The 15,799-nt window shown below is 58.1% G+C and carries 17 protein-coding genes and 1 riboswitch; of the genes, 3 read left to right on the plus strand and 14 right to left on the minus strand.

The genetic code is table 11. The annotated features are described in order from the left end of the window. The first annotated feature begins 21 nt into the window (after window positions 1-21). Together AC2TDA_RS06640 and AC2TDA_RS06645 are read left to right on the plus strand one after the other, a co-directional pair. Window positions 22-945, plus strand: coding sequence for a hypothetical protein (locus tag AC2TDA_RS06640; RefSeq protein WP_480877783.1), 924 nt, complete (start codon window positions 22-24; stop codon window positions 943-945). A gap of 24 nt (window positions 946-969) precedes the next feature. Next, window positions 970-2,526, plus strand: a complete 1,557-nt coding sequence (locus tag AC2TDA_RS06645) for a substrate-binding domain-containing protein (protein WP_480877782.1) — start codon at window positions 970-972, stop codon at window positions 2,524-2,526. 3 nt (window positions 2,527-2,529) lie between these two features. On the opposite strand, the gene radC is transcribed toward AC2TDA_RS06645, so the two are convergent. The 13 genes from radC to dnaK form a co-directional block, all read right to left on the minus strand. Beyond that, a complete protein-coding gene (radC, locus tag AC2TDA_RS06650) occupies window positions 2,530-3,285 on the minus strand; it encodes a RadC family protein (protein ID WP_480877781.1) in 756 nt (251 codons plus the stop codon). 35 nt (window positions 3,286-3,320) lie between these two features. After that, window positions 3,321-4,055: an ABC transporter permease gene (locus AC2TDA_RS06655; protein ID WP_480844958.1), complete on the minus strand. Its 735-nt coding sequence runs from the start codon at window positions 4,053-4,055 to the stop codon at window positions 3,321-3,323. Then, the gene (locus AC2TDA_RS06660; RefSeq protein WP_480844959.1) at window positions 4,052-4,780 is read right to left on the minus strand and encodes an ABC transporter ATP-binding protein; all 729 of its coding nucleotides are present in this window, start codon (window positions 4,778-4,780) and stop codon (window positions 4,052-4,054) included. Before AC2TDA_RS06660 ends, AC2TDA_RS06655 begins: the two co-directional genes overlap by 4 nt. After that, entirely contained in the window at window positions 4,777-5,457 is a 681-nt protein-coding gene (tenA, locus tag AC2TDA_RS06665) for a thiaminase II (protein ID WP_480877779.1), read from the minus strand. The genes AC2TDA_RS06660 and tenA overlap by 4 nt, the downstream gene beginning before the upstream one ends. Then, window positions 5,454-6,389, minus strand: coding sequence for an ABC transporter substrate-binding protein (locus AC2TDA_RS06670; RefSeq protein WP_480877777.1), 936 nt, complete (start codon window positions 6,387-6,389; stop codon window positions 5,454-5,456). Before AC2TDA_RS06670 ends, tenA begins: the two co-directional genes overlap by 4 nt. 20 nt (window positions 6,390-6,409) lie before the next feature. Then, on the minus strand, window positions 6,410-7,375 hold the full coding sequence (locus AC2TDA_RS06675; RefSeq protein WP_480877775.1) for a HesA/MoeB/ThiF family protein: 966 nt from the start codon (window positions 7,373-7,375) through the stop codon (window positions 6,410-6,412). After that, window positions 7,372-7,968 (minus strand): thiamine phosphate synthase, encoded by a 597-nt coding sequence (locus AC2TDA_RS06680; protein ID WP_480877773.1) that lies wholly within the window; start codon window positions 7,966-7,968, stop codon window positions 7,372-7,374. Before AC2TDA_RS06680 ends, AC2TDA_RS06675 begins: the two co-directional genes overlap by 4 nt. Beyond that, on the minus strand, window positions 7,965-8,729 hold the full coding sequence (locus AC2TDA_RS06685; RefSeq protein WP_480877771.1) for a thiazole synthase: 765 nt from the start codon (window positions 8,727-8,729) through the stop codon (window positions 7,965-7,967). Before AC2TDA_RS06685 ends, AC2TDA_RS06680 begins: the two co-directional genes overlap by 4 nt. Before the next feature lie 2 nt (window positions 8,730-8,731). Next, a complete protein-coding gene (thiS, locus tag AC2TDA_RS06690; RefSeq protein ID WP_480877769.1) occupies window positions 8,732-8,926 on the minus strand; it encodes a sulfur carrier protein ThiS in 195 nt (64 codons plus the stop codon). Beyond that, the gene (locus AC2TDA_RS06695) at window positions 8,910-9,887 is read right to left on the minus strand and encodes an FAD-dependent oxidoreductase (protein WP_480877767.1); all 978 of its coding nucleotides are present in this window, start codon (window positions 9,885-9,887) and stop codon (window positions 8,910-8,912) included. The genes thiS and AC2TDA_RS06695 overlap by 17 nt, the downstream gene beginning before the upstream one ends. Beyond that, complete coding sequence (gene thiD / locus AC2TDA_RS06700; protein WP_480877765.1) at window positions 9,884-10,687, minus strand: bifunctional hydroxymethylpyrimidine kinase/phosphomethylpyrimidine kinase; 804 nt, start codon at window positions 10,685-10,687, stop codon at window positions 9,884-9,886. The genes AC2TDA_RS06695 and thiD overlap by 4 nt, the downstream gene beginning before the upstream one ends. A gap of 45 nt (window positions 10,688-10,732) precedes the next feature. Next, window positions 10,733-10,838: riboswitch (TPP riboswitch) on the minus strand. A gap of 129 nt (window positions 10,839-10,967) precedes the next feature. After that, on the minus strand, window positions 10,968-12,119 hold the full coding sequence (dnaJ, locus tag AC2TDA_RS06705; protein ID WP_480877764.1) for a molecular chaperone DnaJ: 1,152 nt from the start codon (window positions 12,117-12,119) through the stop codon (window positions 10,968-10,970). Between the two features lie 74 nt (window positions 12,120-12,193). Continuing rightward, on the minus strand, window positions 12,194-14,101 hold the full coding sequence (gene dnaK / locus AC2TDA_RS06710) for a molecular chaperone DnaK (protein WP_480844971.1): 1,908 nt from the start codon (window positions 14,099-14,101) through the stop codon (window positions 12,194-12,196). A gap of 214 nt (window positions 14,102-14,315) precedes the next feature. Between dnaK and AC2TDA_RS06715 the strand changes: the two genes are divergently transcribed. Next, window positions 14,316-14,918: an alpha-ketoglutarate-dependent dioxygenase AlkB family protein gene (locus tag AC2TDA_RS06715; protein WP_480877762.1), complete on the plus strand. Its 603-nt coding sequence runs from the start codon at window positions 14,316-14,318 to the stop codon at window positions 14,916-14,918. Here the strand turns inward: AC2TDA_RS06715 and AC2TDA_RS06720 are convergent. Further along, a complete protein-coding gene (locus tag AC2TDA_RS06720; RefSeq protein WP_480844973.1) occupies window positions 14,915-15,736 on the minus strand; it encodes an ABC transporter permease in 822 nt (273 codons plus the stop codon). The two genes, AC2TDA_RS06715 and AC2TDA_RS06720, sit on opposite strands and share 4 nt — an antisense overlap. Window positions 15,737-15,799: the final 63 nt, after the last annotated feature.

Genomic DNA, 15,799 nt, shown 5'->3' on the forward strand with positions numbered 1-15,799 from the left:
CCTTCAACTGGGGAGGGTGTTTTGTTTGTCGTAAGAAACTACGTGACCATGGGCGGTACCGTTGCCTGCGCCCTGGCCATCGGATATTTGATGCAATACGGCCCCGCGTCGCAGCGCAATGCTGCGCAAGGGTCCGAACAAGTGGCAAGTGTCACTGGACAAGCGTCAGTCTTGGCTGGGATAGAAGCTATTGTGCTAACCTCTTCCCCGAGCGCAAACACAACCGCAATTGATCTACCGAAGGCGTCCGGCAAACCATCCCGCGCACAGCCGCAATTCCGAACCGATTGCAGCCTCAGCGCACGGGCGACGGCCCTGCCGGGTGCCAATGCACGCTTGCAGATCAAAGCCCCCTGCCATGATACATCAGAGATCGAGATTCATCACAGCGGCCTGACCTTCACCGCTATGACCAACGCGCACGGCGCCGTGGATCTAACCGTCCCGGCCCTGTCCGAATACGCAATTTTTCTGATTTCTTTTGAAAACAAGCGCGGCACTGTCGCCACCACTCACGTCCCCGATATTGGGGAATACGACCGTGTCGCGCTGCAATGGCAAGGCCAGACCGATCTTCAGCTGCACGCGCTGGAATTCGGCGCAAGCTATGGCCAGGACGGCCATGTCTGGGCGAACCCCGACGCCAGCGGGGCGGGAACAATGGTTCAATTGGGTCAGACCGAAATTGCCAAAGCCCGGAATGTGCAGGTTTATTCCTTCCCAAAGAAATCCTCGGAATACTCTGGCACAATCGAATTAAGCGTCGAGGCCGAAGTTACCGAAGCCAATTGTGGCCGCGATCTGAGCGTGCAAGCGCTGGAATTGCATGGCAACAGCCCACTCAGATCGCGTGACCTGTCGCTGACACTGCCGGAATGTTCCCGCGCAGGTGAGTTTCTGGTGTTGAATAATCTGCTCGAAGACCTGACAATCGCGTCCAAATAAACGGCAGGCAGGCTCGGCATTCCAATGGCATTTTCCCGTGTGGCGGCAGCTGCGCTGTATTGCGTCGCCTTTGCAAGTGGCGCGCAAGCGCAGGATATCACCCTGACCTCGCATGATGGCAAGGTCGAGGTGACCGGCAATCTTCTGGGATATGATGGTGAATTCTACCGCGTGGACACCCAATTCGGAGAGTTGACCGTGGATGGTTCGGGCGTCACGTGCGATGGCCTTGCCTGCCCAAACCTGACCGACTTCGTGGCCGAGGTCACCTTATCCGGATCATCAGTCATGGCCGAAACCATTCTGCCCGCGTTGGTCGTTGGCTTCGCGCGCCAGGAAGGACTGACGGCTGTTCCGATCCACGAAGCGCCTTCGGGATTTGTATATGAATTGCACCGGCCTGACCGGGAAGCCCCATTGGCACGCCTGCGTTTTCGTGTCGGTAACACGGATCAGGGTTTTGCCGATCTGATTGCAAACGAGGCCGACATCGCAATGGCATTGCGTGAGATTCGGCCGGAAGAGAGCGAGGCAGCGCATGCGGCCGGCCTTGGCGACCTGCGTCAGGCGCGCCGGTCGCGCGTGGTGGCTCTGGACGCCATGGTGCCGATTGTGGCGGCGGATAATCCCGTCCGGCAGATTTCGTTGATCGATCTGGCACGGGTCCTTTCGGGCGAGGTCACTAACTGGACAGAACTGGGCGGGCCGGATGCGCCGATTAATCTGTATGTGCCAAACGCACGGTCCGGAATGGCACAGGGAATTGAGACTCAGCTTTTGGTTCCAGCGGAAAGTACGCTGACCGAAACCGCTACGCGTTATGAACGAAACGGCGTGCTGGTGCGCAGTGTCGCCGAAGATTCTTTTGGCATCGGCATTGCCAGCCGGTCCAACATCGGTGACGCGCGCGCTCTGCCTCTGACCGGCGGGTGCGGACATGCTTTGGCGGCGACACGACAGTCGGTCAAAACCGAGGACTATCCCCTGACCTCCCCAATGTTTCTGTATCTGCCTGCCCGTCGCCTGCCCCGGATCGCGCGGCAGTTTCTGGCTTATGTACAGAGCTCTCCGGCGCAATCGGTCATTCGTCAGGCTGGATTTGTCGATCAGGCGCCGGAAACCGTGGGTCTTGGAGTGCAGGGGGATCGTTTGGCCAACGCCATCGCATCCGGCGGGCCTGAAGTAGGACTTGAGGAATTGCAGCGCATGATTGAGTTGCTGCGGCCCATGGCGCGTTTGTCCTTGTCTTTCCGATTTGAGCCCGGCTCTTCACGACCTGACGCGCAATCTCGGTCGAACATCCTGCAACTGGCGCAAGCACTGGAATCTGGTGCTTTTGATGCGCACACACTGACCTTTGTCGGCTTCAGCGACGGACACGGTGCCGCCACTGCGAACCAGCGTATCGCCCAACTCCGCGCGAAAACAGTGCGCAACGCAGTTCTGGCAGCGATAGAAACCTCTATTCCCGAAACTGTCGAGATCGCCGTGGAAGGGTTTGGCGAGGCCATGCCAATGGCCTGCGATGACACGGAATGGGGCCGGAAAGCCAATCGCAGGGTCGAAGTCTGGGTAAAGTAACGATCACAGATACCCTTGTGATCGAAAGCTGAGCTCGGTCGATTTTCCGATGATCAGGTGATCGTGCAACGTTAATCCCAGCGCCGCACAGGCATCCTGAATGCGGCTGGTCATGTCGATATCCGACTGTGACGGTGTCGGATCACCCGACGGGTGGTTATGCACCAGTATCAAGGCGGAGGCGTTCAGCTCCAGCGCCCGTTTCGCGACTTCACGCGGGTAAACAGGAACGTGATCCACAGTTCCTTTGGCCTGTTCCTCGTCCGCAATCAGCACGTTCTTTCGATCCAGATAGAATACGCGGAACTGTTCTGTCTCACGATGCGCCATGGTCGTGTGGCAATAATCCAGCAGCGCGTCCCAGCCCGAAATCACGTGCCGCTGCATCACCCGTGCGCGGGCCATTCGATGGGCGCAGGCTTCGAGTATTTTCAGGTCGGTGACAACTGAATCACCGATACCTTTGATCTGGTGCAGCCTTTCCTCGGGCGCGGTAAGAACGCGATTAAAATCACCGAACGTGTCCATCAAGGCCCGCGCCAGCGGTTTCACATCCTGACGTGGGATCGAGCGGAACAGAACCAGCTCCAGCAATTCGTAGTCCGGCATCGCCGCAGATCCGCCGGACATGAACCTTTCGCGCAGCCGCCGCCGGTGATCTTTGATGTAGGAGGGTAACCGACCCGACGGCAGCGGCTGCGCCGGTGCTTCGTCCGTATCGAACAGCATTGGGGTTTCGGCAAAGGCGTCCTGTGTCATGGGACCACCCTGACGCAGAATCGGTTTCTGAATGGTTAACGCGTCTCACCTGCCATGCGCGCCGTCGCGCGTCGGACAACCATATGCAGCAGTATTGAAAACACGCCCAGCGTTAACATTGCAGCAAACATCAGGTCGGTCTTGGCACGGCCATTGGCCAGCAGCATCAGATAGCCCAGACCTTGCGACGACCCGACCCATTCGCCGATCACGGCCCCGATAGGTGCATAAACCGCGGCCAATCGCATCCCCGAGGCCAACGACGGCAACGCTGCAGGAATACGAATGTGCCACAATATCGCGCGGCGGCTGGCTTGCATGGTGCGCGCCAGGTCAAGATAGCCTGACGGCGTCCGCATCAAGCCGTCGAAGAAGGACGAAGTGATGGGGAAATAAATGATCAACACGGCCATCGCGACCTTGGACCACAATCCATAACCCAGCCAAAGCGTCAACAACGGCGCAAGCGCAAACACCGGAAGGGCTTGCGTGAATACCAGCATCGGCTGAACCAGCACCCGCGCTGCCCTTGAATTGGCAAGTTGCAGGGCAGTGACCACGCCAAGAATCGTGCCGCAGGCAAGACCAATCACCACTTCGATCGCTGTGATCCATGTGTGTTCGGCAATAACCCAACGATATTGCCACCAGGTCTCTGCCACCACCGCCGGCCCCGGAAGGATGAATTTGGGCAACCCGGTCAGGGTGACGATCGCTTGCCAGACAGCAAGGGCAAACAACGTTGCAACAACGGCCGAGAAGACTTTCATACCGCCGTCTCCCGCAACAGTTTCAAAAGCGATCCTTGCGTTTCCAGCGTCTCGAGATCGTCCACATTGCGCGGCGCCGGTGCGTGCGGTGGCTGGCAAGGGGTCAACCCGCCCGGCGTCATGACAACGATGGTCTGTCCCAGCCGTGCCGCTTCGCCGGGATCATGGGTCACAAGCAAGACGGTACGGCCCCGCAACGCCTCGGCCGCCAGATCCTGCATGTCCGCCCGGGTGCGGGCATCGAGGGCCGAGAATGGCTCATCCAGCAGAACAATGGGACGGTCTTCCATCAATGTGCGTGCAAGGGCCACGCGCTGACGCTGTCCACCCGAAAGCTCGGCCGGTTTCTTGTTCATGTGATCATGCAAACGCATCCGGCCGATCAATCGGTCCCGCCGCTCGAGGTCGACCGCATCACCCCGCAGACGCGCGCCAAGCGAGACATTCTGCGCGACAGTCGCCCAAGGCAGCAGCAGATCGTCCTGCGCCATATAAGCGACGCGTTCAGCTACCGGCTGGCCATCGCTGGCGGCGATCTCTCCGGTGAACTGTGCGCCGGTTTCCAAACCGGCAATAAGACGCAATACGGTTGTTTTACCAACGCCCGATCCGCCCAGCAAACAAGTCCATTGCCCTGCACCAAGGCACAGAGACAGCGGCGCGAACAAAGGCGCACCGTCGATGCTGGCTTTGCCGCTGATTGTCAGATCGGGCGCTGGGGTCATGGCGTCAAACCCATCTGCCAGAAATTGACTTCTAAGACGGTTGCGGTCTCAAAGGTCTTGCAGAGATCAGCCCAAACCGGAAGTTCGTCGTAGCCCTTGCCCAACCTTCGTATGACCGCGCTGTCCATCAACGCACCAATATCACGGCAGTAGCTTTGGTACTGGTCGCCGGCATAGGTATCAATCCAGGGGCGATAGGTCTCCGATGTCGCCTCTTGAGCCAGCCGCGAACCGATCTCGGCATAGCCGATAACGCAGGGCAGCAATGCAGCAAGCAGGCTCAGGTAATCGCCCGAATAGCCCGCCTCGAGGACGAAGCGGGTATAGGCCAGGTTTTCCGGCCTTTCAGGCGTTGCAAACAGATCGTCCCGGGAAATGCCTGCCTCGGCGCACACACCAACATGCAGCATCATCTCTTCATGCATCAGACCGTTCACCGTGGCGGCAGCAATCTGCATCTCATCATGAGTTTGCGCCTTGACCACTGCCAGCGCCCAGGCGCGCGAGAAATGCGTCAAGAACACATAGTCCTGCCGCAGATAATGCAGGAAAGCTTCGCGCGGCAGAGTACCGTCCTTTAGCCTTTCGACAAAAGCGTGGCGGGTATATTCCCGCCACGGCCGCTGTGCCGCGTCGCGCATCAGCGTGAAGGCGCGGCCAAAGTTCGGGCTGCTCATTGCGCCGTCACATCGATTGCGATGTCGCTGACAGGATTGACGCTGTCAATCATGCCGCTGTCTTTGAGAAACGATTCAAACCGGGCGTAACGACCAGCTTCAAGGCCCGCAGGACGAAGCGCAAAACGGGGGAGCGTATCGACCCAAGCGCGGGCGTTCAGCTCGTCTTGAAGTTCGGGCGACGTGGACGAGAAGACTTCCCAGCTTTTTTCCGGATTGTTTACGATGAACTGGGTGGCCTTTTCAGTAGCAGCAAGGAAACGCGCGACCTTGTCGGTATCCATGATCTCGGGGTTGGCCACGTAGATCAGTTCGTCATAGGGCGGCACGCCTTCTTCTTCGATATAGAAGCAATGGCCCGGGACGCCTTCGATGTCCATTTGGTTCAGTTCAAAATTGCGGTAGGCGCCGATTACTGCATCCACTTGACCGGTCATCAGTGACGGCGAAAGCGAGAAGTTTACGTTGATCAATTCGACTTCGTCCAGAGTTACGTCATATTTGCCCAGAACCGTGCCCAAGACGGCCTCTTCCACGCCGGCGACCGAAAAGCCGATTTTCTTGCCCTTAAGGTCGGCAGGTGATTTGATTGGACCGTCTTCAAGAACCAGCAGGCAGTTCAGGGGCGTAGCGACCAGGGTACCAACTCGCTTCAAGGGCAGGCCTTCATGAATCTGCAAGTGCAGTTGCGGTTGATAGGACACGGCCAGATCGGCCTGACCAGCCGCCACAAGACGCGGCGGTGCAGAGGGATCGGCGGGCGGAACGATTTCGACTTCAAGCCCTTGCTCGGCGAAATATCCGTTTTCCTGCGCCACGATGATCGGACCGTGGTCGGGGTTGATGAACCAGTCCAGCAGCACGGTCATCTTGTCCTCGGCCCAGGCTGGCGCGGCGGCCAGCACGGCGATAGCTGTGATCAGTTTCTTCATATCTCGCGTTTCCTTTTCATTCACGAGGTTGAGGCCGCGACAAGAACAATCTCGCCGGGCCAATCTGGTTGAATTTGTTCGGCAGCACGCCAGGCACGTAGCCCGGTGGCACAGCACAAAGCCAATCTTTTCCCTTGATTAGGGTCGATTCGATGCAAGTCATTCAGCGATATTCGCTTCGCATCCGGGTGGATCGGGATTTCCACTTCTTCTGTTCCGCGCAGCTCGATAATCTGATCTTCCTTGGTCAGTTGGCTGGCAGACAGGAAGTGGAAACAGTTGTTTGGCTCTGGCGCTTCGTCGAACCGGAAGCCATTACTGCGCAAAGTTCGGGCATCGTATTGCACCATCTGACCCAGAGGCGATGGCCCCACCCCCAATATCAGATTCAGCGTCATCTGCGCCTGCATCGCGCCGAGCAATCCTACGACAGGACCCAGTACACCAGCGGTGGCGCAGCTGGCACCGCTGTCCGGCGCATCCGGGAAAAGCGCTCGTAACGATGGTGCGCCGCCGCAAAAGCCACCCACATAGCCTGACAATCCAAGCACCGATGCGCTGATCAACGGCTTTCCCTGCGCCAGACAGGTATCCGAGAGGATATAGCTGGCGGCATAGCTATCCGCACAATCGAGGATCACATCCGACTGCGCGACGAAAGCGGCCGCATTTTCACTTGTCAAAGCCAGCTTTTGGCTGAAAACCTCAATCTCGCCATTCAATGCACGGCAGCGGTCAGCAGCGGCATCAACCTTGTAACGCCCGCAATCTGCCTCGGAAAACAATGTCTGGCGGTGCAGGTTCGATAAATCGACAGTGTCGCCATCCACAATCGTGATCCGCCCTGTCCCGGCCCCTGCCAGTAAAGGCAGAACCGGAGCGGCAAGGCCACCCGCACCCACCACCAATACACGGGCAGAGGACAGACGCGCCTGCCCCACAGCCCCCACTTCGGGCAACACCGTTTGGCGGTGGTACCGACTCATCTTGTGGCCTCGATCCATTGACTCACACGCGTCTCCGGGTCCGTGTTCAGTGTGATATCGGTGACGGCCGAAACGATATCCGCCCCGGCTTCGAGCACACCCAGCGCGCGCTCGACACTCATACCTCCGATGCCGACCAGGGGAATACTTCCGACACGCGCTTTCCATTCAGTCACGCGCGGCAAGCCCTGCTGGTGCCATTTCATCTTTTTCAAGATGGTCGGATAGACGGGCCCCAGCGCAACATAGTCCGGTGCCATAGACAGAACTCTCTCCAGCTCATCATCGTCATGAGTGGAAACGCCCAGTTTTAGACCCGCTTTTCGGATCGACTTCAGATCGGCATCGTCCAGATCTTCTTGCCCCAGGTGAATCCAGTCGCAGCCCAAATCGATAGCGGCCTGCCAGTAGTCGTTGACCACGAGAACGGCATCGTGATCCCGGCACATTGCCTGCGCGATGGAAATCTCCTGGCGCACCACGGCGTCTGCCTGATCCTTGATCCGCAACTGCACCAGTTTGACACCCAAAGGTAGCATCCGCCGCAGCCAGTCCGAGTGGTCGAAGATCGGGTAAAAACGGTCAAGAGTCATGACAGAAACGCCTTTCCGATCACTGGGGTCGAGGGCTCCGCCATATCACGGGCTTCGATCGGGTCGGCGTGATGCGCCAGTTGCCCGGCCTCGATCGCCAGTGCCATCGCTTTGGCCATCACCTCCGGATCGCCTGCCCGTGCCACCGCCGTGTTCAGGAGAACCGCATCATAACCCAGCTCCATCGCCTGAGCGGCGTGGCTGGGCAGGCCGATTCCCGCGTCGATAACCAGCGGTGTGTCCGGAAATTCCGCCCGCATCGCACGTAGTGCGTATTCATTGTTCAATCCACGCCCGGAGCCAATCGGCGCACCCCAAGGCATCAGAACTTCACACCCGACTTCAAGCAGACGCTCGCCCACGATCAAATCATCGGTCGTATAGGGAAACACCTGAAATCCGTCCTCGGTCAGGATGCGTGCCGCTTCGACCAGTTGGAACACATCCGGCTGCAAGCTGTCGGTGTGACCGATCAGTTCGAGTTTGATCCACGGTGTCTCGAAAACTTCACGCGCCATCTGGGCGGTGGTCACGGCTTCTTTCACCGTGTGGCAACCGGCCGTATTCGGTAGAATGCGAACTCCCAGTTCTCGGACTATCTGCCAGAATGTCTGGCCACCACCCGATTCCCGGCGCAGCGACACGGTCGCGACGGCCGCCTTGCTTTCGCGAAACGCGCGTTCAAGGATCGCGGGGCTGGGATACTGCGCGGTGCCCAGCATCAGCGGGTTGGGCAGATCAACACCGTAAAAGGATTTCATCCTCAACCTCCCTGCATCGGCGCGACGATCTCAACCCGATCCCCATCGCCGAGCTTGAGTGCAATGCGCAGACTGGACGGCACGAACTCTTCATTCACTGCTGTTGCCACACGGCCGGAAAAACCGCATTCCGTCAGCAAATCCGAAAGTGTTTCGGCCTGAACATCTCGGGTTTCACCGTTAAGCACGATCTTCATCGACCAACTCCGATTGTTTGTTTTCAAGGGCCAGGTCGGCCACGCCTTGCGCCAGCGCAGGCGCGAGCAGGTAGCCATGGCGATAGAGCCCGTTTGCATAGATTGTCCGCCCCAATCGCCGGATACGTGGCAGGTTGTCGGGGAAAGCAGGGCGAAGGTCGACGCCAATTTCCAACACTTCTGCCTCGCCGAAGGCGGGATTGAGCGCATAGGCAGCACTGAGCAGTTCCAGCATCGACCGGGCTGTTATGCGGCCGCTGTCCTCGGCTTCGATCATCGTCGCACCGAGCATATAAACGCTGTCCCCACGAGGCACGATGTAAAGAGGCATGCGCGGATGCAACAAGCGAACCGGACGGGTCAGCGTCACGTCCTTGCATCGGATCACCAGCATCTCGCCCTTAACACCACGCAGATCGTAAAGAATTTCGCGCGCGTGCAATCCACGGCAATCAATGGCGTTCTCCAACCGCGCTGGTGCGAGTTTGCGGTGAAAGGTGACCCCGTCGATCTGAAGCTGACGATAGAGATCCTGAAGGGCCTGCCGCGGATCAAGGTGCGCCTCACCCCCAAAATGCAACCCTTTGCTGAATCCATGCAGATCAGGCTCTAATTCAGTGATTTTCGCCTGTTCAACCTCGGTAAATGCTTCCGTGCGCCGCGCAAACCGGCGCAATTCTGGCAGATCACGGGAGTTGGCGACCACCAAAGTGCCACGTCGGTGCACGTGCGTACGGGATGCCCACCAGTCGATCGCCGTCTGACCCAACCGCAATACGGGTTCTTCGGCATTCTCATATTCACACCACGGAGCCAGCATACCCCCGGCCCACCACGAACACCCGTGCGCCCCCGGAGGCCCTCCGGGATCAAACATCTGAACTTTGGCGCCACGTGAAACCAACTCGGACGCCACGGCCAGACCGGCAACACCGGACCCTATGACCGACCAGACCGTCACGCCGGCCAAACCTGATGGAAATGGTGAACCGGCCCATGACCTTGCCCCACCTGCAACTCGTCAGCACGCGCGATGGCCGCTTGCAAATACGCATGCGCATCCGCGACGGCCTCAGTGAGGCTTAGCCCTTTAGCAAGCCCTGCCGCGATGGATGATGACAGGGTACAGCCAGTGCCGTGCGTGTTCTTGGTTGCATTGCGAGGCGCTTGGTATTCGGCCACCAATCCGGACTTGCCGATCAGAAGATCGTGGCAAACATCTCCTGCGCCATGCCCGCCTTTCATAAGAACGGACTGAGGCCCCAGTCCGCATAGTGCCAACCCTTGATCGACCATCTCCGCCACAGACTCGGATGGCTGGCAATCCAGCAAGCGCGCAGCCTCGGGCAAGTTTGGTGTCAGGACAGTGGCCCGGGGCAGCAACACCTCGCGCAACGTCGAAACAGCTACCTCGGCCAGCAAGGCATCGCCGGATTTGGCAATCATCACCGGGTCCAGTACGATCGGACCCGAGAAGTCCGCCAGGCCATCCGTGACAGTCCTGATGATCTCGGGCGTGGCAAGCATCCCGATCTTTATTGCGCGCACGTCCAGATCGCTTAGAACAGCCGATATCTGATCTGCGATCACTCCCAGCGGAATACCGTGAACAGCGGTCACCGCCTGCGTGTTCTGAGCCGTTACTGCGGTGATGACACTGGCACCATAAACCCCTAAAGCGGACATCGCTTTGAGGTCGGCCTGAATCCCGGCGCCTCCGCCGCTGTCCGATCCTGCAATTGTCAACGCAATAGGCGCCATGTTGTTGCTCCAACTTTTCTTGGGCAACGGGCATGGAAAACGTCTGTAAACTGCGAGACCGTTCCCTACGCCGGAATTGCCCGGATCAGGTTCGATGGGTTAGCGCATTCACGCCTCTCAGCCCCAGGACAGGGCACCCCAACGGTTGGCGCGGACAATCTCAGGGGTTTGGACGGGAATCAAGGGCCAATTAGGCCCGGCTCGCGGTCAAACTGGACTTATGAAACAAAAAGGACCGGTTCAACGGAACCGGTCCTTCTGGTTTCGAATAAATTTGGCTTCAGCCCTTCATCCCATCCCAAAAAGACTTCACGGATGAGAAAAAGCTTTTGGATTCAGGATGATTGTCTTCGCCCAAATCGTCAAACTCGCGCAGAAGCTCTTTCTGACGGCTGGTCAGATTGACCGGAGTTTCCACTGCCAGCTCTATGAACATATCACCGACACCGCCACCACGCAGGGCAGGCATGCCCTTGCTGCGCAGGCGCATCTGGCGACCGGACTGGCTGCCGGCCGGAATCTGAACACGACCGCGGCCGCCGTCGATGGTCGGAACCTCGATCGAACCGCCCAGCGCTGCCTTGGCCATACTGACCGGTACACGGCAATAGAGGTTCACGCTGTCACGCTCGAACAACTTGTGATCCGACACTTCGACAAAGATATACAGATCACCCGGAGGGCCGCCGCGCATTCCGGCCTCACCTTCGCCCGCAAGGCGAATACGAGTCCCGGTTTCGACACCGGCGGGAATATTTACGGACAGCGCTCGGTCTTTCTCGACACGCCCTGCGCCTTTACAGGATTTGCACGGGTTCTTGATGATCTGCCCAAGACCGGAACAGGTTGGGCAAGTACGCTCTACAGTGAAAAAGCCCTGTTGCGCCCGAACCTTACCCATACCAGAACAGGTCGGGCATGCTGTGGGTTCCACACCGCCTTCGGCGCCCGTTCCTTCGCATGAGGAACAGGCCACTGCCGTGGGCACATTGATGGTTTTCTGCAAACCAGCATAAGCCTCTTCCAGCGACACTCGCAGGTTATAACGCAAGTCAGACCCACGCGCAGCGCGGCGCCCGCCGCCACCCCCACGTTGGCCACCCATGAAGTCGCCGAACAGATCGTCGAAAACATCCGAGAAGGCGCTGGAGAAATCACCCTGCCCGCCAAAACCACCGCCGGGACGTCCACCGCCACCCATGCCGTTCTCAAAAGCAGCGTGGCCGAATCGATCGTAAGCGGCCTTTTTCTCGGCGTCGCGCAGCACGTCGTAGGCTTCGTTCGCTTCCTTGAACTGAGCCTCGGAATCCGGATTGTCCTTGTTACGGTCGGGATGCAATTCCTTGGCCTTCGCGCGAAAGCCTTTCTTGATCTCATCCGCCGATGCGCCCTTGGACACGCCGAGCACATCGTAATAGTCGCGTTTTGACATCAGTAGTTCCTTATGTCTCAACGTAATCGGGCCGGCCCGGCAACCGGACCGGCCCGCATTGGCCCGGTTACCCGTTAGTTACGCTTGTCGTCGTCCAGATCTTCGAACTCGGCATCGACGATGTCGTCCTCACCTGGCGCGGCATCGGCTGCTGCAGGCTCTTCTTCGCCTTCTTCAGCCTGTGCCTTGTAGATGGCTTCACCCAGCTTCATCGCAGCTTCGGTGACGTTCTGGATGCCCGACTTGATCTTGTCGGCATTCTCGGTTTCCAGCTCGTCTTTCAGCGCCGCGATGGCCAGTTCGATGGCTTCGACGGTTGTCGGATCGACTTTGTCCGAATGTTCCTCGACAGACTTTTCGGTCGAGTGAATCAGGCTTTCCGCCTGGTTCTTTGCCTCGATCAGCTCGCGACGTTCCTTGTCCGCCTCGGCGTTGTCCTCGGCGTCCTTGACCATCTTTTCGATGTCCTCATCGGACAAGCCACCAGAAGCCTGGATGGTGATCTTCTGCTCTTTTCCGGTGCCCTTGTCCTTGGCCGAAACCGAGACAATGCCGTTGGCGTCGATGTCAAAAGTCACCTCGATCTGAGGCATACCGCGCGGTGCCGGCGGGATTTCCTCGAGGTTGAACTGACCCAGGATCTTGTTGTCCGCAGCCATCTCGCGTTCACCCTGGAAACAACGGATGGTCACGGCGTTCTGGTTATCCTCGGCGGTCGAGAAGACCTGAGACTTTTTCGTTGGGATCGTGGTGTTGCGGTCGATCAGGCGGGTGAACACGCCGCCCAGCGTTTCAATACCCAGCGACAGCGGGGTCACGTCCAGCAGAACCACGTCTTTGACGTCGCCCTGCAGAACACCGGCCTGAATGGCGGCGCCCATGGCAACAACTTCATCCGGGTTCACACCCTTGTGCGGCTCTTTACCGAAGAATTTTGTGACCTCTTCGATGACTTTCGGCATCCGGGTCATACCACCGACCAGAACAACCTCATCGATGTCGCCAGCCGACAAGCCTGCGTCTTTCAGAGCGGCCTGACAGGGCTTCATCGACTTCTTGATCAGATCGCCAACCAGCGATTCCAGCTTGGCACGGGTCAGCTTCATGACCATGTGCAGCGGCTGGCCGTTTGCACCCATCGAGATGAACGGCTGGTTAATCTCGGTCTGCGAGGTCGAAGACAGCTCGATCTTGGCTTTCTCAGCGGCTTCTTTCAGACGCTGCAGGGCCATTTTGTCGCTGGACAGATCGACACCGTGTTCTTTTTTGAACTCATCCGCCAGGTAGTTGACGATGCGCATGTCAAAGTCTTCGCCACCCAGGAAGGTGTCGCCGTTGGTCGATTTGACCTCGAACAGACCATCGTCGATTTCCAGAATGGTCACGTCGAAGGTACCGCCGCCAAGGTCATAAACCGCGATGGTTTGGGTTTCTTCCTTGTCCAGACCATAGGCCAGCGCGGCGGCTGTCGGTTCGTTGATGATCCGCAGCACTTCCAGACCGGCGATTTTACCGGCGTCTTTGGTGGCCTGGCGCTGAGCGTCGTTGAAGTATGCCGGAACGGTAATAACCGCCTGCGTGACTTCCTCACCCAGATAGCTCTCGGCGGTTTCCTTCATCTTACCCAGAGTGAAGGCCGAGATCTGGCTTGGGGAGTACTTTTCACCGCGGGCCTCAACCCACGCGTCACCGTTGCCGCCATTTACGATGGCGTACGGCACCATTTTCTTGTCTTTTTCGACTTCGGCATCATCCACACGACGGCCGATGAGGCGCTTGACACCAAAGATCGTGTTGTCGGGGTTGGTGACCGCCTGACGTTTCGCAGGCTGACCGACCAAACGCTCATCTTCGGTGAAGGCGACAATCGAGGGCGTGGTCCGCGCCCCTTCGGCGTTTTCGATGACCTTCGGCTGCGAGCCATCCATGATGGCCACACATGAGTTGGTGGTCCCGAGGTCAATCCCGATTACTTTTCCCATTTTTGCAATCCCTTTCTCTTCAAGGCGATGTCCCGAGGGCCGGACCCGTTTTGGCATCCCGTCCCCGATCTGATGTGCGCGACAGCACTACACCATCGCGCGTCGAGGCGTATATAAGGGCGGGACCGGAGGCCTGCAAGCGTTCAGAAATGCAGGTTTTCGGGAATCTGAGGCCTTTTTTCGCAATGAATTGGTAAGGAATGGGGATTCCGGGATGACACGGCTGATATTGCGGGGCTTCGACATCAGAAAAGGGTATCTGGACATCGCTGCGCAAAACTCCCTGATCGAAGCCTTGCGACCGATTCTGAAATCCGCTCCGTTGTTTCGGCCATCAACGTCCTCGGGCAAACAAATGTCGGTGCGAATGACATCAGCAGGGCAGCTGGGATGGGTGTCCGACCGCGGCGGCTACCGATATCAGGCCAACCACCCAAAGGGCATGGCGTGGCCCGAAATCCCCAATGAAATCTTGAACATCTGGCAGGATGTGACGGGCGCGAAACGTGCGCCGGATTGCTGCTTGATCAATTATTATGGTGAAGACGCCCGGATGGGGATGCATCAGGACAAGGACGAAGAAGATTTCTCGTGGCCTGTGGTGTCGGTTTCGTTGGGCGACGATGCCTTGTTCCGCATCGGCAACACTACGAGGGGCGGCAAGACCGAGTCGGTCTGGCTAAACTCAGGGGATGTGGTGATCATGGGCGGTCCCGCCCGGCTGGCGTATCACGGGGTAGACCGTATCCGATTTGGTTCGTCCCGGCTGTTGCCGAAGGGTGGGCGGATCAACCTAACACTGCGTGTGGCGTCTTAGCGACGCGCATCCCAGCTCTGCGAGACTTGCTTGCGGGTATAAAACTCGGCCAGCAATCCGATCATCAACAGAACAATCCCGACCCAAAGCGCGTATTCCCAGCTTGAATTGCGTGGAAAGTAGTTTCGAAAGACAAATCCCCGGCATTGATCAATCACGTGAAACAAGGGATTCCACGCGAACATGCCTAACATGAAACCGCCCAGCGCATTGCCGACAAACATCTTTCCCGAAAACACCATGTTCATCCTTCGGTAGATGTTCGAGAGGATGGTGGCCAATCTGGGGAACCAGGGTGTCAGTGCCAATAGGATCATCCCAACTGAACAACCCGTAAACCATGCCAGAACCAGCATCGCGAAGGCCCCACCGGGCTCCTGAATCTCCAATGGAGTGACGGCTACGCTGTAAACAAACAGAATAACCAGTATGGACACTAGTTGCGTGTAGAGCGCGCCGAACCCCGATGCCAACAGCATCACCATCATGTTCATCGGCGAATGCAGCATCATCGGGTTGTTTCCGCTCCCGACCCCTGCGATCGCACCCACTGACTTGATATGTGTTATGAACAGGAACACTCCGGAGAGGATGTATAGAATAAATTCTCCGCGGATTTTGGCCACCCGTGCACCCATTAGCGACAAGATCAGGTAGAACACGGTGGCCACCAATATCACCTGAACGATGTTTATCACGATCGCCACAACAGCATTGGAATGCTGCGCGCGTACGCTGCGCACCACCGCATGAAAAACCAGTTCGGCAGTGGTGAAGGCACCGCCCAGCATCGTCTGATTGCGCTTGTAGTGAAACACTCGAACGTTCTTTCCTGCTGTGACACCAGTAATCTGGCACGAAATTCTTGCCGTTCCGTATCC

It is taken from the genome of Ruegeria sp. HKCCD6426 (assembly GCF_057221115.1).